The 21,644-nt window shown below is 59.1% G+C and carries 25 protein-coding genes; 10 read left to right on the top strand and 15 right to left on the bottom strand.

Annotated elements, in window-relative coordinates:
• Window positions 1–157: 157 nt before the first annotated feature.
• From purF to ACR0MI_RS01840, 3 genes are all read left to right on the top strand, one after another.
• Entirely contained in the window at window positions 158–1,681 is a 1,524-nt protein-coding gene (gene purF / locus ACR0MI_RS01850) for an amidophosphoribosyltransferase (RefSeq protein WP_170610695.1), read from the top strand.
• Window positions 1,682–1,926: 245 nt separating this feature from the next.
• Complete coding sequence (locus ACR0MI_RS01845) at window positions 1,927–2,175, top strand: hypothetical protein (RefSeq protein ID WP_170610692.1); 249 nt, start codon at window positions 1,927–1,929, stop codon at window positions 2,173–2,175.
• 42 nt (window positions 2,176–2,217) lie between these two features.
• Entirely contained in the window at window positions 2,218–2,862 is a 645-nt protein-coding gene (locus ACR0MI_RS01840; protein WP_480853480.1) for an SDR family NAD(P)-dependent oxidoreductase, read from the top strand.
• Window positions 2,863–2,923: 61 nt separating this feature from the next.
• On the opposite strand, the gene ACR0MI_RS01835 is transcribed toward ACR0MI_RS01840, so the two are convergent.
• The 4 genes from ACR0MI_RS01835 to ACR0MI_RS01820 form a co-directional block, all read right to left on the bottom strand.
• Window positions 2,924–3,766, bottom strand: a complete 843-nt coding sequence (locus tag ACR0MI_RS01835; RefSeq protein WP_170816571.1) for an ATP-binding protein — start codon at window positions 3,764–3,766, stop codon at window positions 2,924–2,926.
• 116 nt (window positions 3,767–3,882) lie between these two features.
• Complete coding sequence (gene tatC / locus ACR0MI_RS01830) at window positions 3,883–4,758, bottom strand: twin-arginine translocase subunit TatC (RefSeq protein ID WP_170610684.1); 876 nt, start codon at window positions 4,756–4,758, stop codon at window positions 3,883–3,885.
• Window positions 4,755–5,213 (bottom strand): Sec-independent protein translocase protein TatB, encoded by a 459-nt coding sequence (gene tatB, locus ACR0MI_RS01825; protein ID WP_170610681.1) that lies wholly within the window; start codon window positions 5,211–5,213, stop codon window positions 4,755–4,757. The genes tatC and tatB overlap by 4 nt, the downstream gene beginning before the upstream one ends.
• A 6-nt stretch (window positions 5,214–5,219) precedes the next feature.
• Entirely contained in the window at window positions 5,220–5,435 is a 216-nt protein-coding gene (locus tag ACR0MI_RS01820) for a twin-arginine translocase TatA/TatE family subunit (protein ID WP_170610679.1), read from the bottom strand.
• Between the two features lie 219 nt (window positions 5,436–5,654).
• On the opposite strand from ACR0MI_RS01820, the gene ACR0MI_RS01815 reads away from it, so the two are divergent.
• Together ACR0MI_RS01815 and ACR0MI_RS01810 are read left to right on the top strand one after the other, a co-directional pair.
• Window positions 5,655–5,960, top strand: a complete 306-nt coding sequence (locus ACR0MI_RS01815) for a hypothetical protein (protein WP_170610676.1) — start codon at window positions 5,655–5,657, stop codon at window positions 5,958–5,960.
• A 21-nt stretch (window positions 5,961–5,981) separates the two neighbouring features.
• On the top strand, window positions 5,982–6,653 hold the full coding sequence (locus tag ACR0MI_RS01810) for a helix-turn-helix transcriptional regulator (protein WP_170610673.1): 672 nt from the start codon (window positions 5,982–5,984) through the stop codon (window positions 6,651–6,653).
• A 61-nt stretch (window positions 6,654–6,714) separates the two neighbouring features.
• Here ACR0MI_RS01810 and ACR0MI_RS01805 read toward each other — a convergent pair whose 3' ends face one another.
• The 8 genes from ACR0MI_RS01805 to ACR0MI_RS01770 form a co-directional block, all read right to left on the bottom strand.
• A complete protein-coding gene (locus ACR0MI_RS01805; protein WP_170610969.1) occupies window positions 6,715–7,878 on the bottom strand; it encodes a M23 family metallopeptidase in 1,164 nt (387 codons plus the stop codon).
• A 63-nt stretch (window positions 7,879–7,941) separates the two neighbouring features.
• Complete coding sequence (locus ACR0MI_RS01800; RefSeq protein ID WP_170610670.1) at window positions 7,942–8,592, bottom strand: protein-L-isoaspartate(D-aspartate) O-methyltransferase; 651 nt, start codon at window positions 8,590–8,592, stop codon at window positions 7,942–7,944.
• On the bottom strand, window positions 8,589–9,371 hold the full coding sequence (gene surE / locus ACR0MI_RS01795) for a 5'/3'-nucleotidase SurE (RefSeq protein WP_170610667.1): 783 nt from the start codon (window positions 9,369–9,371) through the stop codon (window positions 8,589–8,591). Before surE ends, ACR0MI_RS01800 begins: the two co-directional genes overlap by 4 nt.
• 121 nt (window positions 9,372–9,492) lie before the next feature.
• Window positions 9,493–10,581 carry an ABC transporter ATP-binding protein gene (locus ACR0MI_RS01790; protein WP_170610664.1) on the bottom strand — a complete coding sequence of 363 codons (1,089 nt, stop codon included), beginning with the start codon at window positions 10,579–10,581 and terminating at the stop codon, window positions 9,493–9,495.
• An 80-nt stretch (window positions 10,582–10,661) separates the two neighbouring features.
• Complete coding sequence (locus tag ACR0MI_RS01785) at window positions 10,662–11,708, bottom strand: methyltransferase domain-containing protein (protein ID WP_170610661.1); 1,047 nt, start codon at window positions 11,706–11,708, stop codon at window positions 10,662–10,664.
• 106 nt (window positions 11,709–11,814) lie between these two features.
• Complete coding sequence (locus tag ACR0MI_RS01780; protein WP_170610658.1) at window positions 11,815–12,927, bottom strand: hypothetical protein; 1,113 nt, start codon at window positions 12,925–12,927, stop codon at window positions 11,815–11,817.
• Between the two features lie 2 nt (window positions 12,928–12,929).
• Window positions 12,930–13,709 carry an SDR family oxidoreductase gene (locus ACR0MI_RS01775; protein WP_170610654.1) on the bottom strand — a complete coding sequence of 260 codons (780 nt, stop codon included), beginning with the start codon at window positions 13,707–13,709 and terminating at the stop codon, window positions 12,930–12,932.
• 73 nt (window positions 13,710–13,782) lie between these two features.
• Window positions 13,783–14,145, bottom strand: a complete 363-nt coding sequence (locus tag ACR0MI_RS01770; RefSeq protein WP_170610651.1) for a nuclear transport factor 2 family protein — start codon at window positions 14,143–14,145, stop codon at window positions 13,783–13,785.
• 109 nt (window positions 14,146–14,254) lie between these two features.
• On the opposite strand from ACR0MI_RS01770, the gene ACR0MI_RS01765 reads away from it, so the two are divergent.
• From ACR0MI_RS01765 to ACR0MI_RS01755, 3 genes are all read left to right on the top strand, one after another.
• Window positions 14,255–15,862: a peptide chain release factor 3 gene (locus ACR0MI_RS01765; RefSeq protein WP_170610649.1), complete on the top strand. Its 1,608-nt coding sequence runs from the start codon at window positions 14,255–14,257 to the stop codon at window positions 15,860–15,862.
• A gap of 49 nt (window positions 15,863–15,911) precedes the next feature.
• Window positions 15,912–16,850, top strand: a complete 939-nt coding sequence (locus ACR0MI_RS01760) for a glycosyltransferase family 2 protein (RefSeq protein WP_170610646.1) — start codon at window positions 15,912–15,914, stop codon at window positions 16,848–16,850.
• 184 nt (window positions 16,851–17,034) lie between these two features.
• Entirely contained in the window at window positions 17,035–18,384 is a 1,350-nt protein-coding gene (locus ACR0MI_RS01755) for a DEAD/DEAH box helicase (RefSeq protein WP_170619159.1), read from the top strand.
• On the opposite strand, the gene ACR0MI_RS01750 is transcribed toward ACR0MI_RS01755, so the two are convergent.
• Genes ACR0MI_RS01750 through ACR0MI_RS01740 form a run of 3 tightly spaced genes read right to left on the bottom strand, consistent with a single transcriptional unit; the run spans window position 18,381 to window position 20,394 of the window.
• A complete protein-coding gene (locus ACR0MI_RS01750; protein ID WP_170619158.1) occupies window positions 18,381–19,283 on the bottom strand; it encodes an EamA family transporter in 903 nt (300 codons plus the stop codon). The genes ACR0MI_RS01755 and ACR0MI_RS01750 overlap by 4 nt on opposite strands.
• Window positions 19,284–19,304: 21 nt before the next feature.
• Window positions 19,305–20,198 (bottom strand): fatty acid desaturase, encoded by an 894-nt coding sequence (locus ACR0MI_RS01745; protein ID WP_170610637.1) that lies wholly within the window; start codon window positions 20,196–20,198, stop codon window positions 19,305–19,307.
• The gene (locus ACR0MI_RS01740) at window positions 20,191–20,394 is read right to left on the bottom strand and encodes a DUF2061 domain-containing protein (protein ID WP_170610965.1); all 204 of its coding nucleotides are present in this window, start codon (window positions 20,392–20,394) and stop codon (window positions 20,191–20,193) included. The genes ACR0MI_RS01745 and ACR0MI_RS01740 overlap by 8 nt, the downstream gene beginning before the upstream one ends.
• 107 nt (window positions 20,395–20,501) lie before the next feature.
• Between ACR0MI_RS01740 and ACR0MI_RS01735 the strand changes: the two genes are divergently transcribed.
• Together ACR0MI_RS01735 and ACR0MI_RS01730 are read left to right on the top strand one after the other, a co-directional pair.
• Window positions 20,502–21,380, top strand: a complete 879-nt coding sequence (locus ACR0MI_RS01735; RefSeq protein WP_170610635.1) for a helix-turn-helix domain-containing protein — start codon at window positions 20,502–20,504, stop codon at window positions 21,378–21,380.
• Window positions 21,381–21,460: 80 nt separating this feature from the next.
• Complete coding sequence (locus ACR0MI_RS01730) at window positions 21,461–21,643, top strand: hypothetical protein (protein WP_170610632.1); 183 nt, start codon at window positions 21,461–21,463, stop codon at window positions 21,641–21,643.
• Window position 21,644: the final 1 nt, after the last annotated feature.

Below are 21,644 nucleotides of genomic sequence, written 5' to 3'. Positions count from 1 at the left end.
GTATCTGTTTTCTTTCGCGCTTGCCCTTTTTGCGATGGCGCGACTTTGCCGTTCTATAAACTGGCGACAACGGGTACAAATACCATCCGGCAAATACTCCGGTTCCGGCCATTGAGAACACTCACCACAAGAACGTCATAGGAATTGGAGCCCGTACATGTGTGGGATTTTGGGGATCGCAAGCAGGACACATGATGTCTTTGCGGAAATCTATGACGGGCTGCTGATGCTGCAGCACCGGGGTCAGGACGCCTCGGGCATCGTCACATATAACGGTGAGTACTTTCGTGAAAAGAAGGCGAACGGGCTGGTCAAGGACGTCTTCAACGCGCAAGACGCCGAAACCCTTCTGGGGAAAACCGGTATTGGTCATGTCCGCTATCCCACGGCAGGTTCGCTCAGCGCGGCCGAGGCGCAACCGTTCTTCGTGAACGCGCCTTACGGCATCTATCTTGTTCATAACGGCAACATCACCAACACCGCAGAACAGCGCGAGAAGGTCACCGGCAAATACAGCCGCCACCTGCGCACCACATCCGACTCGGAAATCCTGCTGAATGTTCTGGCCGACAAGGTGGCCGATGCCATCAAGGTCAACGGCAATGCCGAGCCCATTCGCAATATCTTTGCCGGCGTAAAGATGACGATGGAGCGGGTTCAGGGTGCCTATTCGGTGATCTGTCTGGTAGCCGGCGTCGGGATGCTGGCGTTCCGCGATCCCTATGGAATCCGCCCCTTGTCCGTTGCCAAACGCGATGTGGACGGAGATGGCGACGACTATGCCTTTGCGTCCGAAGACGTGGCATTCGGCATCAACGGCTTTGACAAGCTGCGTGACGTGAAACCCGGTGAGGCGATCCTGATCGATCTGGAAGGAAACATGCACGCGTTCCAGGCGGTTGAGGGCCAACTGACCCCCTGTATCTTCGAATACGTCTACCTTGCACGGCCGGATTCGCTATTGGACGGCGTCTCGGTCTACAAAACACAGATGCGCATGGGCCAAACGCTGGCCCGCCAGATCGAGGCTGCCGGTCTTGAGATTGATCGCATCATCCCCGTGCCGGACAGCGCACGCCCCGTCGCGCTCGAGGCCGCCAAGATCACCGGCATTCCCTATCGCGAAGGTCTGGTCAAAAACCGCTATGTCGGGCGCACATTCATCATGCCTGGCCAGCAGGAACGGCAGAAATCCGTGCGCCGCAAGCTAAATGCCATTCCGCTTGAGTTCGAGGACCAGAACGTTCTGCTGATCGACGATTCGATCGTGCGCGGCAACACGATCAAGAAAATCGTCCAGATGTGCCGCGAGGCCGGCGCCAAAAAGGTGTACGTCGCCAGCGCCTCGCCCCCGGTCAAATACCCGAATGTCTACGGCATTGACATGCCGACCAAGCATGAACTGATCGCCAACGGCAAAACCATTGAGGAAATCCGCCAGGAACTGGGCGCAGACGCGCTTTTCTATCAGGAACTGGATGACCTGATCTGGGCCGCGAAAGAAGGCAACCCCGAGATCAAGCAATTCGACTGCTCGTGTTTTGACGGCAATTACCCAACCGGAAGTGTCAGCGAGGAATATCTTGAAAGCCTCGAAAACAGCAGCCGGGTCAGCCAGAAGAAACAGGACATGATGGTTGTCGGCGGGTCGTGGAACGCAGCCAAGCTGGCGTCTGGCTGAACGGCGCCAACTGAAGCGATCCGACCGCACGATTCGAACCAACCCACCGCCCGAATGCTATGTATGAGTGGGTTTCCGCTCACAACCCGGCGGCGAACGCTGCGTGAATCCAACCAGTTCCTGCCAGCGTGATCACTTGCCCGTATCGCCACGTACGACCGGGCTTTTGTTCGTCGAACGCATTTGGTAGGCGCACGCCAACCACCACCCGATAACAGGGGCCGGGCCCTGCCCGGCCAGAGCTTATGTCGAACTCCAAAGTGAAGGCCGCAGCCACCCAGAAGGGTGCGCTGAAAAAGGGATCTGTTTCCCTCCTTGGGGTCTTTGGCCCCTCTACGAATATGCGCGCATTGATGCGGATGTCTTCGGGCCGCGTAAAAGAAGTCAAGACCGGCAGCCGAGTGGCTTCGGGCACTATTGTTGCGATTGATGAAGACGGCGTCATGCTGCGACAAAGCGGCCAAACGCACCGGATTGCCATTCCCGGCTCGTGATCGCGACTTGACGCCCTGCGCGCACGGGTCCAAACCGCAACCATGACTGATCAGACCAAAATCGCCCTCATCACCGGGGCCTCGCGCGGGCTGGGTGCCGCTCTGGCCGAAGCGTTGGCACCCGAACACCACATTGTTGCCGTTGCCCGCACCACGGGCGGGCTTGAGGAACTGGACGACCGCATCAAGGCCAAGGGCGGCAGCGCCACTCTGGCGCCGATGGATATTGCCGATCCTAACGCCATGGCGACCCTGTGCCGGGGCATTCACGAGCGCTGGGGCAAGGTCGATCTTTGGCTGCACACCGCAATCCACACCTCGGCCCTGACACCTGCGCATTTCATCGACCCCAAGGAATGGACCAAGGCGGTGAACACCAACGCCAACGCAACCTCGGTGCTGATCCCATACATCGCGCCGCTACTGGGCGAAGCCGGCCACGCCGTGTTCTTTGACGACCCCAAGGCGGGCGAGAAGTTCTTTGGCATCTACGGCGCAACCAAGGCCGCGCAGATGGCGCTGGCCCGCAGTTGGGCGGCCGAAACCGAACGGACAGGACCGCGAGTTTCCATTGTGGATCCTGCGCCAATGCCAACCGCCGTGCGCGCCCGCTTCCACCCCGGTGAAGACCGCGAAGCCTTGACCAGCACAGCGGACGAGGCCGCGCGTATTCTGGCGCTGCTATAGGAATGGCCCTGACGGGCCATGCCTCCGGCGGGGATATTTTTGGCCAGATGAAGCGAGCGGGTCAGGCGATATGAACGCCGCTGCGCCCGGCCAGATCGACGAAGAACTGCCAGGCCACGCGACCGGACCTTGCGCCACGCGTGGCCTGCCATTCAATGGCTTCGGCCCGAAGGATCTGAGCATCGACCGAAACGCCGTAGGCGGCGCAGTATTGGTCGATCATCGCCAGATACTCATCCTGATCACAGGGATGGAAACCCAGCCACAGGCCGAACCGGTCCGACAGGGAAACCTTTTCCTCGACCGCTTCGGAGGGGTTGATGGCGCTTGAGCGTTCGTTCTCGATCATGTCACGTGGCATCAAATGGCGACGGTTCGAGGTGGCATAGAACACCACGTTCTCGGGGCGGCCCTCGATACCACCATCCAGCACCGCCTTTAGCGACTTGTAGTGTTGGTCATCATGGCTGAACGACAGGTCGTCGCAGAACAGAATGAACCGGTAAGGCGCGGTCCGCAGATGGTTCAGAAGACGCGCGACCGAGCCCATGTCTTCGCGCTGCAATTCCACCAGTTTGAGATCCGGATGCTCATCCTGCAAAGTGCCGTGCACAGCTTTGACGAGGCTGGATTTCCCCATTCCCCGTGCCCCCCACAGCAAAGCGTTGTTGGCCTTGAATCCTGCAGCGAAACGGCGCGTGTTGTCCAGAAGCGTGTCGCGAGAGCGGTTGATCCCCACCAGCAGATCCAGATCGACCCTGTTGACCTGCTCGACCGGCGTCAGGCGATCCGGCTCAACATGCCAGACAAATGCCGATGCCACGGCGAAATCGGGCGCGGCCAGCGGTGCAGGTACCATACGCTCCAGCGCGTCGGCGATACGGTTCAGGGCTTGGTCGTCCATCGGCTCCTCCGGTCATCTCTGCCTGTGTCAAACCATGTTCGCCCGGGCGCAACAAGGGTCGGCAAGAAAAAGGCGCGCCAGAAACCGGCGCGCCTGATCCAATACTTTCAGCAGATTTACCTGGCGTCTTCTTCCTTTACGATCTCTTCGTCTGCTTCTTCTTCGTCGTCATAGTAGCCATCGGCGCGCAATTGCTCTTCGCGCTTTTTCTCGACCCGAGCCACCAGGAAGATCGAAATCTCGTACAACCCGTAGACCACGACGAACAGGATGATCTGAGTGATCACGTCCGGCGGTGTCACGATGGCGGCCAGCACCAGAATGCCAACGACCGCGTATTTGCGTACCGCTCCCAGCCCCTCGGCGCTGACCAGCCCGGCCTTGCCCATCAGGGTCAGCAGAACCGGCAACTGGAAGCACAGGCCAAAGGCCACGATGAACTTGATCGTCAGGTTCAGGTATTCCTGCGCTGAGCCCTGGAACACCACACTCAGCGGCGCTGCGTTTGTTCCGTCGGCCACCGCTTCGCCTTCCGCCCCGAACTGCTGGAAGCCCAGGAAAAAGTCATAGGCCAAAGGTGTGACCACGTAGAAGGCAAAGCTTGCCCCCAGCAGAAACATGAAGGGCGACGCCAGCATGAATGGCAGAAAGGCGTTCTTTTCCGACCGATAGAGGCCGGGCGCCACGAACCGCCACATCTGCATCCCGATATAGGGAAAAGCCAGCATGAAACCGCCCAGCAACGAGACCTTGATGGCGACAAAGAACCCTTCCTGCGGCGATATGAAGATCAGCCCGCAATCCTGTCCACGCTCGGTCAATACCTCGCACAGTGGCTGCGTCAGAAAGTTGAAGATCGGCGTGGCCACCGTAAAGCAGATGATCATACCGATCAGAAACGCCACCACGCAATGGATCAACCGGGTGCGCAGCTCCGCCAGATGCTCGATCAATGGGGCCGAGGTATCTTCGATCTCGTCGGTCTTGGTCATGTCTTGCTTTCAGTGTTCAGCGCCGCTTCCGCCTCTTCTGCCTTGGCCAACGCGTCTGCGGCTTCTTTCGCCTTGCGGTCGGCGGCGGCGCGAGCTGTTGCGGCCTGTATCTTCTTGGCCTGTTCCGCCCTTTCAGCAGCCAGTTTGCCGGTTTCGCTGTCCGGGTCGAACTTGGTCGGATCCATGCTTTTGGCCATATCCTGCGCGGCCTGCTTTACCCCGTCCATGGCGGTGTTGACAGGATTGGCAGCGGCATTCAGACCCTTCTTGATCTCGTTCACACCTGCCTGGTCCGCCGCTTCGTTCATGGCGCTGGAAAACTCACGCGCCATACCGCGCGCCTTGCCGACGAATCGACCGACATTGCGAAACAGAACCGGCAGGTCTTTGGGCCCCACCACGATCAGCGCAACGATGCCGATGACAAGAAGCTCGGTCCAGCCCAGATCAAACATCCGCGCTTAGACCTTGTCTTTCTCGGTCTCGGGCGTGACATCCTTGGCCAGCTCGGACGCGTCCTGTTCAATCTCTTCCGTTCCGTCCTTGACGCCTTTCTTGAACGCGGTGATGCCTTTGCCCACTTCGCCCATCAGCGAGCTGATTTTGCCGCGGCCAAACAGCACCAGCACCACGACGGCAATCAGCAGAAGGCCGGGAAGACCGATATTGTTGAGCATGTCTTTTCTCCTCTTACGTCGGCGCCACGCGCCGGAAATGTGAACTGGGTCCGTGTCTACGCCTGCAAAGCGCTCTGCAAAAGTGAGGCAGGTCAATTCCGCGCATAAATGTGAACCGGTGGCGCGTTTTTTGCGGACTCGCAATTCTCAACTGACAGGTTTATGTCAGTTGTAAAGGGCTAGGCAGAGGGCATTGAAACCTGGTCAACGGAGAATCAAATGACCCATGTTGCTGAAATCGTCACCTTTACCCTTGCCAACGGAACCACCCCGGAAGAGTTCGTGAAACTCAGCCAGGCGTCCGAGGCATTTGTCCGCGCGGCCCCCGGATTTGCCCATCGCCAACTGAGCCAGGGTGAGGATGGCCGCTGGACGGATTACGTGATCTGGACAGACATGAAGGCGGCCAAGGATGCCGCAGCGCAGTTCCCGCAGCAGGATTTTTGCGCGGGCCTGATGGCTGCCATCAACCCCGAAAGCATCCAGATGCGCCACGAGAATGTGTTATGGAACATGACCGCCTGAGGCAGGTCAGGACGGTGCGTCATGCGCCGCTCTGACCGCCTGTTCGACATCATCCAGATCCTGCGCGACGGCAAACTGCACCGCGCGCAGGACATCGCGGACCGGCTCGAGGTGTCGGTCCGCACCATCTATCGCGACATGGACACGCTGGTCGCCTCGGGCGTTCCGGTCGAGGGCGAACGCGGCGTCGGCTATATGGTGCGCGAGCAGATCACCCTGCCTCCGTTGAACCTGACCCCCGCTGAACTCGAGGCGCTGAACCTCGGCATGGCGATTGTGGCCGAGGCGGCCGATCCCGACCTTAAATCCGCTGCTGAATCACTGGCCGACAAAATCGACGCCGTGCTGCCCACTCAGGTCGTGGCCGAAGCCGACAGCTGGAAGTTCGCCGTCTACCCCTTTGCCGACGCCGCGCGCGGACTGGCGCATATGGCCCCGATCCGCGCCGCGATCAAATCACGCCAGAAACTGCGCCTGTCCTACCGCCGCATCGACGGCGTCCTGACCGATCGAGTGATCCGCCCGCTGCACATGGAATACTGGGGCCGAGTATGGACCCTCACTGCCTGGTGCGAGTTGCGAGACGGTTTCCGCGTCTTTCGAATCGATCTGATCGAAACAGTCACGCCAATGCCCGAGATCTTCGCCGACGAACCCGGCAAACGGCTCAGCGACTACGACCCGCACAACTGACCGGCTTCATCTTTTTCAAAATACTCCCGCCGGAGGCATGGCCCGGAACGGGCCATTTCCGTCACTTGAGGTAAGGCTCAGGATCGACGGCTTCGAACCCCTGCCGCACCTCAAAATGCACATAGGCCTCGTCACCGCCACGCAGAGCCGCGATTTGCTGTCCTCTCCGGACCCTGTCGCCTTTCTTGACGGCAACGTCGGCAACATTGGCATAAATCGTGACCAGATCATTGCTGTGCTTCACCAGTACGATCGGAACCTGATTTGCGTCCTCCGTCACAGCAGCCACAGTCCCGGCATCAGCTGCCTTGACCGGCGCACCCGCACTCGAGGCGATGTCGATCCCCTTGTTTTTGTTCTTGTCGAACGTGCGGATGATCGTCCCGCTGACCGGCAAGGACAAGGCGGCGGTGCTGGTGTTTGTCGGCGCTTCCGCCGTCACATCAGGCGCTTCGGCCAATGGCGCAACCTCTTCGTCCGGCAAGGGCTGCGTGGCACTGGGGGGTGTTGGCGTCGGAGATCCCTGCCCCGGCTGCGTGACATTCGTTGCAGTAGTGGCCGCTGCCGCGGACCTGCGTGGCGCTGGCTGATCCTTGACCGGGATCAGCAGGTACTGGCCCTCGCGCACAGTGAAATCGGACCCAAGACCGTTCCACTCCGCCAGGGACTCCACCGGCACCTGATACAAACGCGAAATGGTATAGGCCGTTTCCCCACGCTTGACCTTGTGCCGAACCGGTTCGGGCCCCACCGGTGCAGGTGTGGGTGATACAGGCTTTGCCGGCTCCAATGTCGTGGTCTGAACACCCCCGCTCTCGGGAGCCTCATCAATGGCGGACCCGGCCAGGGCTGCAATATCGACGTTGCTGCCGCCGCCAACCGAACGCGGCAGCGCCAGAACTTCGCCATCGCGCAGAGGGTCAGTGACATTCAAACCGTTGAACCGGGCTAGTTCCAACGGAGGCAGCCCAACACGTGCGGCCACGTCATTGACGGTATCGCCGCCGCGGGCCACCGCGACCTGATAGTTGGGATAGGTGATGACCCCACGCGCGTCAGGAGCCGGACGATTGCCCGTGGCCGCCAGCGCCGCATCGGCGGTCGAAAATCCGCCTACATTGCCCCGCAGGTCATAGTCCAATGGCCCCTCGCACCCGGCAAGGATTACCAATGCCGTCGCTCCAAGGGCGCACCGGCGCATTGCTGATTTGGAAACTGCTCTCATCATGCTGTCCTCAACGCCTGCCCCTGTTTTCCGGGGTTCCGGCGCATAGATCGGAAATATCAACTACGCCCCATCCTTCCCAAGCCCTTCCAGCAAGGGCACAAAACGGACAGGCAACAATTCATCATAGTCCAGCCCGGTTTCGGTTCGCCTGACCCGGATCAGAGTCTGAACCGCATCCGACTGGCCCACCGGCAACACCATAATACCGCCGATTTTAAGCTGCGCCAAGAGCGGCCCGGGCGGGTCTTCCGCAGCGGCGGTCACAATGATCCGATCGAACGGGGCCTGTTCGGGCAAACCATACGATCCATCCGACAGCATGGCCGTCACATTTGTCAGGCCCAGTTCACGAAACAACTCACCGGTTTCGCGCACCAGGCGCTTGTGGCGTTCAACCGTGTAGACCCGGCGCGCCAGCTTTGCCAGGATCGCCGCCTGGTAGCCGGAGCCGGTTCCTATCTCCAGAACCGTGTCCCTTGGTCGAACCTCGAGCGCCTGCGTCATAAGCCCCACGACCGACGGCTGGCTGATCGTCTGACCACATGCAATCGGCAGGGGTGTATCCTCATAGGCGCGTTCCGCGAACAGGCCCTTGACGAAGCGGCCTCGGTCGATCTGTTCCATCGCCGCCAGAACGCGCGCATCCGTCACCCCGCGTTTACGCAGGGCGAACAGGAACTGCATGGTTGTTTCAGGGTTCAGTCCGCTCATTCGATCGCCTTCAGCGCCTCCAGCGTATCATGCGCCGTCAGGTCTGCCCGCATCGGCGTGACCGAGATGTAGCCTTCCAGATTGACCGCCGCGTCGGTCCCCGGAGCAGTCGGGTTATGCTGATACCCGCCCTTGATCCACAAGAACTGCCGCCCCGAGGGCGAGCTGTGCGGTTCTACCGAAAAGCATGTGTCCCGGCGATACCCCTGCGCTGCGACACGGGTGCCCAACACTTCATTCGCAGGCACTGGTGGGAAATTCACGTTGTAGAACAACCGGTAATCGCCCTGCTCTTGCGGTGTGGCATCCAGAATGCGCCGGACAAGATCCGCGCCGAACCGGCCAGCGGCCTCGAACGGATCGTCAAGGCCCAGATTCCTGGGGCCAAAATATTGCGACAGGGCAATCGCAGGCACGCCCTGTAATGCCGCCTCCATCGCGCCGCCGATGGTCCCGGAATACAGCGTGTTCTCGGCCGAGTTGTTGCCCCGGTTGACGCCGGACAAAACCAGATCGGGCCGCTGGTTCTTCATCACATCATGCAGGCCCGCAAGAACGCAGTCAGCGGGCGAGCCTTCGGCGGCAAAGCGACGCTCGCCCATTTTGGCGATCATCATGGGATGGGTATAGCTGATGCAATGACCAACGCCAGACTGTTCGAAGGCCGGGGCAACGACCCAAACCTCTCCGCCTGGCCCTGCCAGTTCGGCTGCAATCGCCTCAAGCGTGATCAATCCCGGCGCATTGATGCCGTCATCGTTGGTCAGAAGAATACGCATGTGCCCGAATTACCCCCGCGTTTCGCCCTTGATAGACCCAGCCCCACGCTGCGGCAAGCAATGCACGTCCGCAATCTGCGGCTTTCACGCACCACTTGGCACTAAACTGAGCCATAGCCCCTCAGACTGGGAATACGAAACACCGGTTGCGGCGAACCGTCAGCCACATGACCCGACCCGGGCTGGGTACAAAAACATTCGGAACAGTGGCTTTTAGGGTCGAGCCATCATGATCCATCTCAAACTCGACAAGGCTTTCATTGCCCAGAAAGCGCGCGCGCTGCACCACCCCACGCGCAGCAACCCCATCCGTGTGCGTCGGCAGCGGCCCCTTGCCGCCCCGGTCGAAGTCCAGTCGCACATGCTGTGGTCGAAACACTATCTCGACATCGGTGCCATCCGGGACACCCGGCGCCAGAAACTGCCCGAAAGGCGTTTCCGCCAAAGCTCCGTTCACCTGCGAACGCAACACGTTGACATCGCTGAAAAAAGCAACAGCCGCCTTGTCTGCCGGACGCGTATACACGTTATACGGCGCGCCCTGTTGTATGATCTTGCCGCGGCGCATCAGGGCAATCTCATCGGCCATACGCATCGCCTCTTCGGGCTCGTGCGTTACAAGCACCACCGCCGCGTCTTCTTCCTTGAGGATGGCCAGCGTCTCATCTCGGATGCCATCGCGCAAACGATTGTCGAGGCCCGAAAAAGGCTCGTCCATCAACATGATGCGCGGGCGCGGTGCCAGCGCGCGGGCCAGCGCCACGCGTTGCTGCTCACCACCTGACAGGTGATGCGGATACCCATCGATGAACCGCATCAGATCGACCTTGGTCAGCAGTTCCTCGACCCGGGCGCGTTTTTCCTCTTTCCGGCCTTTCAAACCGAACGCAACGTTGTCCGCCACGCTCAGATGGGGAAACAGGGCAAAATCCTGGAACATCAACCCGATCTCGCGCCGTTCCGGCGGGACACGGAAAACCGTGTCGCAGATCAGCTTGCCGTCGACGTAGATCTCGCCCGAGTCCTGCATCTCGACCCCGGCGATCATGCGCAGCGTGGTGGACTTACCACAGCCGGACGGTCCCAGCAGACATGTTACCTGCCCTGCCTGCACCGTCAGCGAGACGTTATCCACCACGACCTGACCGTCATAGCGCGCGACCAGATTGCGAATCTCCAGACGAGGAGGAGGAGCTTTCTCTACTGTCACCGACGAACCCCGTTGCCTTTCCCGATCAAATTCATCGGGCTTGGGCGGGGATAACAATCCCGCCCCTCAGGCGCAAGGGATCAGCAGCATCCACCAGAGGCGGCTTCTCCTGTGGCTTCGAACGGACTTTCGCCCCCGCAACCTTCGAAGATGCCATAGTGGATCGAGAAATCTCCAATGAACTGGAAATGCCGTGCAAAGCGCGTGTCGTTCAGCATCATCCAAGTGTTGCCGCAAACCGGGAAAACCTTGCCGGTTTCTATGGCATGGTGGTCGTCCAACTCAAACAGATGCGGCGAGTTGGGAATCGTGCCCTTGTAGATCACGGCCTGACCGTAATCCTCGCAGGCAGGTTCCAGATCAGGCAGCTTGAACAACCGGTAGGTGGCCGAAAGAAATTTCAGTGGCGCGACGCGCTCTTCCAGAACCGGATTTTCAATGGTCAGCGGACGATGCGTCACCCGGCGCGGATCACCAAACCCGGCCTTGCGCGCCATTGACAGGAAGTCGTTCCAGTACAAAGCCCCGGACAGGCACTCGCCGTACAGAACCTCATCCTCAGCCATGGCGGCAGGAACACGGCGGTCAGCGTACACGTCCGAGAAATACATCTCGCCGCCCTCTTTCAGCAGCCGATGCGCGCCACGCAGAACAGCATCCTTGTCGGTGGCCAGATTAATAACGCAGTTGGACACGATGATGTCGAACGATCCGGGCTCAAGATTCAGTTCGTCCAGCTTTTCGATGTAGCCGTGATGGAATTCCACATTGCTGGCGGCATATCCGAACGCATTCGCGTGATAGTCCTGATGCGCCCGCGCGACGTCCAGCTGTTCCGGCGTCATGTCCACGCCAACGACGCGGCCCTTTTCGCCGACCATGGCGGACAACGCATAAACGTCACGGCCCGCACCGCACCCCAGATCGAGGATCGACATTCCTTCCAGGTCCAGCGGCGCAATCAGGCCGCAGCCGTAGTACCGTGTCAGCACCTCGTCATGCACCCGGGATAGAATCTTCTTCAGATGATCCGGCATGTCATCGGGCGTGCAGCATGCGTTGGTCTGCAAATCCGAACTGCCTTGCAGGACTTCGCCATAATAGTTCTGTACCGCCTCATGCTTCATCACCGGAATCCTTTCCTCAGCCCCTGTTCAGCAGCTAGTGCAAGACCGGCTGGCGCGCAATCAGGCGACCGCCATTCTGACAAAAGCGTGAGAGCTTCTTGCCGTCTCAGCCCAGCAGTTCGAAATCCGCACCGGCGCGTATTTTTCCATTCACCTGAATCTCCAACCGGTGCATGCCCGGCACCAACCGAAAGGTGGTGGCATCGCCCTTCAGCTTGTGTTTCTTGGCCAGCCTCAGTGTGCCATCGCGCAGAACGGACTGTTTCAGCTTGTGAACCTTGGGTGAAATCTTTCCGCCAGGCCTTTGAAAGTGAATGATATAATCAACCAATACTGGCTGATCGCCTGAACCTCTCAGATCAACTGAAAACTCCAGCGCCTTACCAATCCGGGCATCCCCATGCAGGTCAACCGCAACGATCAGTTCGGCATCCGGATCATAACCCAGCATCTTCATTGCCCTTGCATGGCCCGATTTCACCAGCCCGCGCAGGGCATGAGAGGTCATCCAGCTTAGCTCTTCAGCGTTCTGTCGGCCCTCCGCCTGCCAGGTCTGCAATCGATCCAGAGCCAGGTCCGGGTCCGTTTTGGTGATATCGTTCAGATGGTTCGCCACAGACCGCGTGACATATCGTGTGTTGTCGCCGTGCAACCTGTCAAGCAGTGGCACCGGATCGCTCAACTCCAGCCCCACCGCCTGCCCCCAAGGCAATCGAGGCCGCGTGCCTTCACTGACCAGACGACGCACGTGATAACTGGAATGCAAGCACCAATCCTGCATTCTCTCGATCACAAGTTCCGGGTGGGCGTTCAAAAACGGTCTGATCGCCCATTCCATCGAGAACCGCTGCGTCAGTTCCTCAAGTACATCCAGCGCCAGATTGGGGTGGTTCAGCCCTGCCGACACCACCCAATCGCCCAAGGGCGCAAAGATGAAATCTCCGAAATCATCATCGGTCTTGTCCGGATCCAGAGGCGGCGGCAGCGCACGCAGGATCACCGGGGCCACATCAGGCAATTCACCGGGAGCTGCATGTTGCAGGCACTCGGCAATCCAGGCCATCCGCTCTTTCAACTCAAGTTCTGGCAACCGCTGCATGACACGCGCCTGAAAGGCAGGTGCGTCAAAACCAGTATCAGAAGCTGAGAATAAACCCGCAAGATAGCTGGTTTTTTCCGCGTTGAACAATTGGTCCTTAAGTGAAAACCCCTGCGCCATGCTCACATCGTCAGATTGGTGCCGCCGCCATCCAGCAGGATGTTCTGTCCAACGATGAACCCGGCATGTTGCGAGCACAAAAATGCACATGCCGCGCCGAATTCCTGCCGCGTGCCATATCGCCGGGCAGGAATGGTCGCCTCGCGTTCCGCGCGCGCCTCATCCATTGAAATCCCCTTCTGCGTCGCGACGCCGCCGTCCAGCGACACCGCGCGATCCGTGGCATGAATACCCGGCAGCAGATTGTTGATGTTAACCCCGCGCGGGGCCACCTGTCGGGACGTCCCGGCTACATAGCCCGTCAGTCCGGTCCGCGCCGCGTTCGACAAACCCAGCGCCGGGATCGGCGCGCGCACGGATTGCGAGGTAATATTCACCACCCGGCCCCAGCCTTTGTCCATCATTCCCGGCAGCAGTGCCTTCATGAACGCAATCGGCGTCAGCATGTTGCTGTCCAGCGCCTTGATAAAATCATCCCGATCCCAGTCCGACCACAATCCGGGCGGTGGCCCACCGGCATTTGTCACAAGAATATCAACACCCTGCGCGGCGTCTATCACCTGGTTCTGCCCCTCGGCCGAGGTCACGTCGCAGGCCACCGTCAGCACGTCAACGCCATGTTCCGTTCGCAACCGGGCGGCTTCGGTCTCCAAAGCATCTGCCCCGCGCGCGTTCATCACCAGATCGACACCGGCTGCGGCCAGGGCTTCGGCACAGCCAAGACCCAAACCCTTGCTACTGGCACAGACAAGTGCGCGTTTTCCACGTATTCCCAGATCCATCCGATCCTCCCCATCTGTTGTTGACCGCATGTCTAGCACCGGCCAGACAGGGAAGACCAGAAGTCAAAGCGCGTCAGTAAAAGAACTCTTCGCGCACGATCTTTCCATTGGCGACGTGATAGATGCCTACCTCTTTCATGTCGAAGCTTTCACCGCTTTCCTTGACGGTGCCCTGCACTTCAAAGATCACGGCAAAACGGTCGTCGCCGTGCGGGAACGGATCGCTGACGGATGCTCCGGACACCTCGTGCGCACTTTCCCACCATTCATGCTTGCCCCGGATCGCATCGCGGCCATGGGTTTCACGGCCCATGCCTTCCATTTCATGCGCTTCTACCGAAACAGCATCCTGCGCATAGAGTTTCTCCAAATTCTCCTTGGCCCGGTTTTCGCGGCAACCGGCAACCAGTTCGTCGGCAATCTCTTTCAAATTCATCGATCTTCTCCGAAATTTGTTCACTATATGTTCTTATTGCCATAACGGTATGATTCGAACCAGCCCCTTTGTCTTGCCTCGGCAGGATTCCACGCCTATACGCGCGCTCATGCTTGATACCGCCTCGAACCAACCCGTATTACCGCCCGAGATTGCCCGGCGCCGGACATTTGCCATCATCTCGCACCCGGATGCGGGCAAAACAACGCTGACTGAAAAGTTCCTGTTGTACGGGGGCGCAATTCAGATGGCTGGCCAGGTGCGCGCCAAGGGTGAGGCGCGGCGGACGCGTTCGGACTTCATGCAGATGGAGAAGGATCGCGGTATCTCGGTTTCCGCCTCTGCGATGTCGTTCGATTATGGGAACTTTCGGTTCAATCTGGTGGACACGCCCGGTCACTCGGACTTCTCAGAGGATACCTATCGCACCCTGACAGCCGTGGACGCCGCCGTGATGGTGATCGATGGCGCAAAGGGCGTTGAAAGCCAGACGCAGAAACTGTTCGAGGTCTGTCGCCTGCGCGATCTGCCCATCCTGACCTTCTGCAACAAGATGGACCGCGAAAGCCGCGATACGTTCGAGATTATCGACGAAATTCAGGAAATGCTGGCCATCGACGTCACGCCCGCCGCGTGGCCTATCGGTGTCGGGCGCGACTTTATCGGCTGCTACGACATGCTGCGCGACCGGCTGGAACTGATGGACCGGGCCGACCGCAACAAGGTGGCCGAAAGCATTCAGATCGACGGGCTGGACGACCCCAAACTGGCCGATCATGTGCCCGAACACTTGCTGGAAAAGCTGCTGGAAGAGGTGGAAATGGCGCGCGAACTGCTGCCCGCCCTGGACCCGCAGGCGGTACTGGAAGGCCACATGACCCCGATTTGGTTCGGCTCGGCGATCAACTCGTTCGGCGTGAAGGAACTGATGGAGGGCATCGGTGCTTACGGACCGCAGCCGCAGGTTCAGTCCGCTGAACCGCGCCAGATCGCGCCTGATGAAAAGAAGGTCGCAGGCTTTGTCTTCAAGGTGCAGGCCAATATGGACCCAAAGCACCGCGACCGTGTGGCGTTCGTGCGCATGGCTTCTGGCCATTTCAAGCGCGGCATGAAGCTGACGCATGTGCGATCGAAAAAACCGATGGCGATCTCGAACCCCGTCCTGTTCCTGGCCTCTGATCGCGAATTGGCGGAAGAAGCCTGGGCTGGGGACATCATCGGCATTCCGAACCACGGCCAACTTCGCATCGGCGACACGCTTACAGAAGGCGAAGCGCTGCGCGTGACCGGCATCCCATCGTTCGCTCCGGAGTTGTTACAAGGTGTTCGCGCAGGCGACCCGATGAAGGCTAAGCACCTTGAAAAGGCTCTGATGCAGTTTGCAGAAGAAGGCGCGGCCAAGGTGTTCAAACCCTCGATCGGCTCAGGTTTCATCGTAGGCGTCGTTGGCGCGCTGCAATTCGAAGTGCTCGCCAGCCGGATCGAGATGGAATATGGCCTGCCCGTGCGTTTCGAGGCGTCGCAGTTCACCAGTGCCCGCTGGGTCAGCGGCGACAAGCCCGAAGTTGAAAAGTTCGTGAATGCCAACAAGCAGCACATCGCCCATGACCACGATGGTGACATTGTCTATCTGACCCGCTTGCAATGGGACATCGACCGGGTCGTCCGCGACTATCCGGCGCTGAACCTGACGGCGACCAAAGAGATGATGACCTGAGCCTTTGCCTGCTCTAACCTGCAGGCAAGAAGGCGAAACCGGGCACGGCATGGCAAGAAAACCAACCTGGGGCATTGTGTCCACAATTCGGGGTTCGGCTCCGGATATCCTCGAATTTGCGGCCTATCATCTCGATCTGGGGCTCGACCGGATGTACCTTTTTCTGGACGAACCCAATCCGCAGGCTTTCGAAGCCCTCCGGGCCCATCCAAAGATAGACGTGTGGGTCTGTGACGCCGCATTCTGGGCAAGGCGAAAGCGGGACCGCCCGGACAAACACCAGGTGCGCCAGACAGCAAACGCTACCTGCACGTACCGCAAGACAGATCTGAACTGGCTGGCCCATATCGACCTGGACGAGTTCCTGTGGCCGAAACGCCCGGTTCCGGACCTGCTGGCGCAGATTCCAGATGATATTCCCGCCGCCCGCACCCGCCCGATCGAGGCACTGGCGACCGGCAAAGATCTGTACAAGGCCTTTATTCCTAAAGGCCGGGGCCGCGACACGCTGGTGCAAACCCTTTATCCCACCTACGGCGCATTTGTTCTGGGCGGTTTCCTCAGCCACATCCAGGGCAAGCTGTTCGTTCGTACCGGCATGTCGAAGATCAACTTTCGCATCCACAACCTGTTCCAAAACGGGGAAATTCTGCGCGAATGCGTGGAACTGGACAATATGGACCTTTGCCACCGCCATGCGCCCGATTGGGAACACTGGCTGGCCCACTATCCGTTCCGGATCGCACGCGGATCCTATCAGCCCGGCATGTCGCCGAATGTCGCGCGCGAACGTGGCGGCGTGAACATGAATGAACTTCTGGGCATGATCGAAGCAGAAGATGGCATGGAAGGGCTGCGCCGCTTTTTTGACGAGATGAGCGGCGCAGACCCCGCGACACGCACCCGGCTGGAAGATCACGGCATGATCCGGCATCGTCCCCTTGATCTGGACGCAAAAGTCGCGAAACACTTTCCCGGAACCAATTGAATTGTTGCGGAAAACTGAATACACGCCTTTAGCGCCTCCAGATTAACAGCTCTTCATTTGACCTGGTGTTACGATTTTGTTATGTCCCGCCCAAGCCGAAATGCGCATGGGGCGCATGGCCATCCGGGCCCGGCATTTTACAGACGCGCGGGCCAGGTCAAGTGTCCGCATGAACCGGACATATATGACAAAGTTTAACGAACTGAACCTGAACCCGAAGGTCCTCAAGGCTATTGAGGAAGCCGGATACGAAACACCCACTCCGATCCAGGAAGGCGCGATTCCACCTGCGCTTGAGGGCCGCGATGTGTTGGGGATCGCCCAGACCGGTACTGGCAAAACCGCCAGCTTTACCCTGCCGATGATCACCCTGCTGGCCCGTGGCCGCGCGCGTGCACGTATGCCGCGCTCGCTGGTGCTGTGCCCGACCCGGGAGCTGGCCGCTCAAGTGGCGGAAAACTTCGACACCTATTCCAAGCACCTGAAACTGACCAAAGCGCTGCTGATCGGCGGTGTCAGCTTCAAGGAGCAGGAAGCGCTGATTGATCGGGGGGTCGATGTTCTGATCGCCACGCCGGGCCGCCTGCTGGACCATTTCGAACGCGGCAAACTGTTGCTGACCGGAGTGCAGATCATGGTGGTAGACGAAGCCGACCGGATGCTGGACATGGGATTCATCCCCGATATCGAACGCATCTTCTCGCTGACGCCGTTCACCCGGCAGACCCTGTTCTTCTCGGCCACCATGGCGTCCGAGATCGAACGGATTACCGACACTTTCCTGTCTGCCCCCGCACGGATTGAGGTTGCCCGTCAGGCCACTGCGTCCGAGACCATCGAGCAGGGCGTGGTCATGTTCAAAGGTGGTCGCCGCGACCGTGAAGCCAGCAACAAACGCAAGGTTCTGCGTGCGCTGATCGACTCCGAAGGCGACAAATGCACCAACGCGATCATCTTCTGCAACCGGAAGACCGACGTGGATATCTGCGCGAAATCGCTGAAGAAATACGGCTACAATGCCGCCGCCATCCATGGCGATCTGGACCAGTCGCAACGGATGAAAACACTGGACGGTTTCCGCGACGGCTCTCTGCGCCTGCTGGTCGCCTCCGACGTGGCGGCACGCGGCTTGGATATTCCATCGGTCAGCCATGTGTTCAATTTCGACGTACCGGGCCATGCCGAGGATTACGTCCACCGCATTGGCCGCACAGGCCGCGCCGGGCGTGAGGGCAAGGCCATCACGATCTGCTCGGGCCGCGATGAAAAGGCACTGGATGCGATTGAAAAACTGATCCAGAAGGATATTCCGCGCATCGACAACCCGGTCAAAGATGAACCCAAACCGGACACCCCGAAGCCCGAGAAGAAATCCAGATCTTCAGAAGGCCGAAAAAGTGAAGGCAAGCGGGAAAAAGAACCCAAACCCCGCGGGCGCAACCGTCACGAGGACAACGGCCCATCAGTCGTGGGCATGGGCGATCACCTGCCAAGCTTCATCGCCCTCAGCTTTGATGAACGCCGCGCGGGCTAGATCGCCAGCACCAACGCCAAAATTGATATTCCAAGCAAAGACATCCCGGCGATCTCACGCCGGGTGATGGTTTCGCGGAAAAACAGCAACGAAGCCAGCAGGCTGAGGATCAATTCCACCTGCCCCAAGGCTTTGACGTAGGCCGCATTTTGCAGCGTGAACGCAAAGAACCAGCAGAACGAACCACACAAGCTGGTCAGCCCGACAAAAACACCGGTTCGCCGGGTGTCCCAAACGGCCCGCAATTCGGCCCGGTCACGCCATAGCAGCCACAGTCCCATGCTGAGGAACTGAAACATGATCACGGCGGCCAGCGTGACCAGCGCGCGGAACCACGCATCCAGATCGCCCAATTGCATCGATGCACCGCGATAACTGACTGACGAAAAGGCAAAAAGCACGCCGGATCCCAACCCCAGTTGGGACGCCTTGTTGGTCAGGTGGCGCCACCACTCTCCGTCGCCGCCCGGTGTTTTGGACAACAAGAACACCGCCGCCAAACCCAGCAGGATGGCAATTAATGCCCCTGATGAAACCTGATCGCCAAGGATCAGGAAACCGACGATAGCCGTCTGAATCACTTCGGTTTTCTTAAAGGTGATACCCACAGCAAAATTGCGCTGTTTAAACAGAGCTACGACGCAGATCGTCGCCAGAATCTGAGTGGTCCCGCCAAGAACCGCAAACATCCAGAACTTCGCGGATAAATGTGGCAGTGCAAAACCGGTCGATTGCATGGCAACGATCAGGCCGATGACGGCCAGCGGCATCGAATAGGCAAACCGCGCGAATGTGGCGCCTGCCGCACTCAGTTGAATGCGGCTCAGTGATTTTTGCAGCATGAACCGCACGGTCTGAAACGCAGCGGCCGCAACGGTGACGGGAATCCATAGGCTCATGGCTTCCCTTTTGTCCTTAAATCAACCCTTTGGCCAGAGAGGATGCGCCACCGGATCTTTGGCGCTCCAGAAATACTGACGGAAGATTTGTCCGTAAGAACGATAGACATAGGCCTCGTTGCAGGCCAGATACCGTTCCTTGTTATTCCGGTAAAGCGCAGGCAGCTGATACCACGGTGTGCCCGGGTTCATATGATGAACGACGTGCAGATTGTTGTTCAGAAACAGAAAAGCCAACGGACCGCGATCTTCGACGATAACGGTTCGGGCCCGCGATTTCTCATGCGCGCGATGCTCCAGAAAAGTGCGGATCTTTACCAGTGCCAGCCCAATATAGGCCGAAATGACAAACGCCCAGACCGGCATGGCAGACGCAGCAGCAATCCACAACACCATGGCCACCCCAGGCAGATGCAATGCCCATGCCAGCAAAATGGCCGGATCGCCACGCAGCGCCCCGCGCAACTCATCGCGAAAGAACGCGGTCTGGCCAATAAGCGGCCCCAGAACCATGCGGCCCAAAAGTGTGTTATTGGCGCTGTAAACCAGCTTTTGCCAGCCGGCCAAAGACTCCCATACCTTGGGGTCCAGATAGTTGGTTTCGGGGTCATCATAGGGGTCGGTCAGTGCCGCATCACGATGATGCGCAAGATGCATATCCCGGAACCGGTTATAGGGAATGAACAATGTCAGCGGCAGCGCCATTAGCGCCTCGTTCACCCATTTGGTTCGAAACGGATGGCCATGCAAAGCCTCGTGAGTCAGGGAAGAATGCAGTGCCGCTATGACCCCCATTGCCGGGATGGCCAGCCAAAGGCTCCAGGACGCCATGAAGAAGACTGTCAGCAACCACGCCCCGTAACAGGCAAGAATCAATGCGAAAGTGCGCCACTCGGGACCGGAACGCTCAGACATCACGCCCCCATGTGATGCCGGCCCAGACACGTTCGTAAATCACATACAGGGTTAGTCCGATGGCTGTGTTGATGATTGCCAGCGTACCGCCAACTGCCGCCGATCCGGTTGCGATCAACCCGACCAGCGTCATCATTGCCAGCCCCATCGCATTCCAAACCACAGCCTTCACGACTGATCTGCGCCGTGTCTCCATTCCGTCACCCATAGTCTTGTTATGTTTCAAGATTTATCGGCAACAGAGGGGCGTGAGAATTCTGAATATGATTAACAAAACTCATCAAACATGATATTTATTATCATATGCAGGAAAAAATCGACAAACGAGATCGCGCTGCGCAGTTTCGTCTGCGTCTGGCCCGCGCCATGGAAGAGCGCGGTGTCAGTCAAAGCGCACTGGCCCGGGGAATCGGTGTGGACCGATCCACAGTTTCACAGCTTTTGGCCGACGCGGGCGCCCGACTGCCTAACGCGCATGTAGTTGGCAGTTGCGCTTCGGCGCTTGGTGTTTCGGCGGACTGGCTGCTCAGCCTCTCCAACCGCCCTGAAAGCGCGGCAGAGCTGCTGGCCAGTTCCCTGACAATGGCCGAAGCCCCCCGCGCCCTGGTTGATGAGCGTATCTTTGAGTGGCATCAGGAGGCGGCGGGATACAAGATCCGCTATGTCCCGGCCACCCTGCCCGACATGCTGAAAACCCGTGCCGTTCTGGAATGGGAATACGCCCCCCATCTGGGTCGTACGGCAGATCAGGCGATCGGTGCGTCTGCCGACCGACTGGCGTGGATGCGCAGTGCGCAATCGGACTATGAGATCGCGATGCCGCTTTATGAAATCCACAGTTTTGCCCATGGCACGGGCTACTATCAGGATCTGCCTTTGCAGGTCCGGCTGGATCAGATCGATCATCTGCTGGAACTCTGCGAGTTGCTTTATCCACGATTGCGCATCTATCTGTTTGATGCCAAACGGCTCTATTCCGCACCAGTCACGATATTCGGCCCCCTTCTGTGCGTTTTCTACGCCGGCAGCCATTACATGGCTTTCCGCGACCGTGACCGGGTCGAGGTTTTCACCCGCCATTTCGATACCCTGATCCGCGAGGCGGACCTGACCGCCCGCGATTTTCCGGATCATCTGCGGCAATTCAGGTCAGCGATCTCAGATCCGTCTCAGACGCAGTGATGCGGCTTGATAGTTCCTGTGCTATGGTGCCTTCGCGCGAACGTTTGGGACATCCGACCACAAGACGGAGGACTACAAGAATGGACGCACTGAAAACGGCAGAATACGCACGCGCCCTCTATACCGCTCACGGCGACCGAGCCGAGGCGGAAGCCGCTCAGAAAATGCGCGAGTGCGAAGCTTCCGGTAACACACAGGAAGCTCAGGACTGGCAGGCCGTGCGCAGCGCTATTCGTCAGTTGCGTGGCCCAAATCAGGCCTGAC

This window comes from Ruegeria sp. D4 (genome assembly GCF_056534475.1).
This window is presented reverse-complemented; position numbering and strand designations above follow the sequence as displayed.

Coding starts and splice junctions, on each gene's coding strand:
- purF (WP_170610695.1), top strand. CDS start 158: ATGTGTGGGATTTTGGGGATCGCAAGCAGGACACATGATGTCTTTGCG.
- ACR0MI_RS01845 (WP_170610692.1), top strand. CDS start 1,927: ATGTCGAACTCCAAAGTGAAGGCCGCAGCCACCCAGAAGGGTGCGCTG.
- ACR0MI_RS01840 (WP_480853480.1), top strand. CDS start 2,218: ATGACTGATCAGACCAAAATCGCCCTCATCACCGGGGCCTCGCGCGGG.
- ACR0MI_RS01835 (WP_170816571.1), bottom strand. CDS start 3,766: ATGGACGACCAAGCCCTGAACCGTATCGCCGACGCGCTGGAGCGTATG.
- tatC (WP_170610684.1), bottom strand. CDS start 4,758: ATGACCAAGACCGACGAGATCGAAGATACCTCGGCCCCATTGATCGAG.
- tatB (WP_170610681.1), bottom strand. CDS start 5,213: ATGTTTGATCTGGGCTGGACCGAGCTTCTTGTCATCGGCATCGTTGCG.
- ACR0MI_RS01820 (WP_170610679.1), bottom strand. CDS start 5,435: ATGCTCAACAATATCGGTCTTCCCGGCCTTCTGCTGATTGCCGTCGTG.
- ACR0MI_RS01815 (WP_170610676.1), top strand. CDS start 5,655: ATGACCCATGTTGCTGAAATCGTCACCTTTACCCTTGCCAACGGAACC.
- ACR0MI_RS01810 (WP_170610673.1), top strand. CDS start 5,982: ATGCGCCGCTCTGACCGCCTGTTCGACATCATCCAGATCCTGCGCGAC.
- ACR0MI_RS01805 (WP_170610969.1), bottom strand. CDS start 7,878: ATGAGAGCAGTTTCCAAATCAGCAATGCGCCGGTGCGCCCTTGGAGCG.
- ACR0MI_RS01800 (WP_170610670.1), bottom strand. CDS start 8,592: ATGAGCGGACTGAACCCTGAAACAACCATGCAGTTCCTGTTCGCCCTG.
- surE (WP_170610667.1), bottom strand. CDS start 9,371: ATGCGTATTCTTCTGACCAACGATGACGGCATCAATGCGCCGGGATTG.
- ACR0MI_RS01785 (WP_170610661.1), bottom strand. CDS start 11,708: ATGAAGCATGAGGCGGTACAGAACTATTATGGCGAAGTCCTGCAAGGC.
- ACR0MI_RS01780 (WP_170610658.1), bottom strand. CDS start 12,927: ATGGCGCAGGGGTTTTCACTTAAGGACCAATTGTTCAACGCGGAAAAA.
- ACR0MI_RS01775 (WP_170610654.1), bottom strand. CDS start 13,709: ATGGATCTGGGAATACGTGGAAAACGCGCACTTGTCTGTGCCAGTAGC.
- ACR0MI_RS01770 (WP_170610651.1), bottom strand. CDS start 14,145: ATGAATTTGAAAGAGATTGCCGACGAACTGGTTGCCGGTTGCCGCGAA.
- ACR0MI_RS01765 (WP_170610649.1), top strand. CDS start 14,255: ATGCTTGATACCGCCTCGAACCAACCCGTATTACCGCCCGAGATTGCC.
- ACR0MI_RS01760 (WP_170610646.1), top strand. CDS start 15,912: ATGGCAAGAAAACCAACCTGGGGCATTGTGTCCACAATTCGGGGTTCG.
- ACR0MI_RS01755 (WP_170619159.1), top strand. CDS start 17,035: ATGACAAAGTTTAACGAACTGAACCTGAACCCGAAGGTCCTCAAGGCT.
- ACR0MI_RS01750 (WP_170619158.1), bottom strand. CDS start 19,283: ATGAGCCTATGGATTCCCGTCACCGTTGCGGCCGCTGCGTTTCAGACC.
- ACR0MI_RS01745 (WP_170610637.1), bottom strand. CDS start 20,198: ATGTCTGAGCGTTCCGGTCCCGAGTGGCGCACTTTCGCATTGATTCTT.
- ACR0MI_RS01740 (WP_170610965.1), bottom strand. CDS start 20,394: ATGGAGACACGGCGCAGATCAGTCGTGAAGGCTGTGGTTTGGAATGCG.
- ACR0MI_RS01735 (WP_170610635.1), top strand. CDS start 20,502: ATGCAGGAAAAAATCGACAAACGAGATCGCGCTGCGCAGTTTCGTCTG.
- ACR0MI_RS01730 (WP_170610632.1), top strand. CDS start 21,461: ATGGACGCACTGAAAACGGCAGAATACGCACGCGCCCTCTATACCGCT.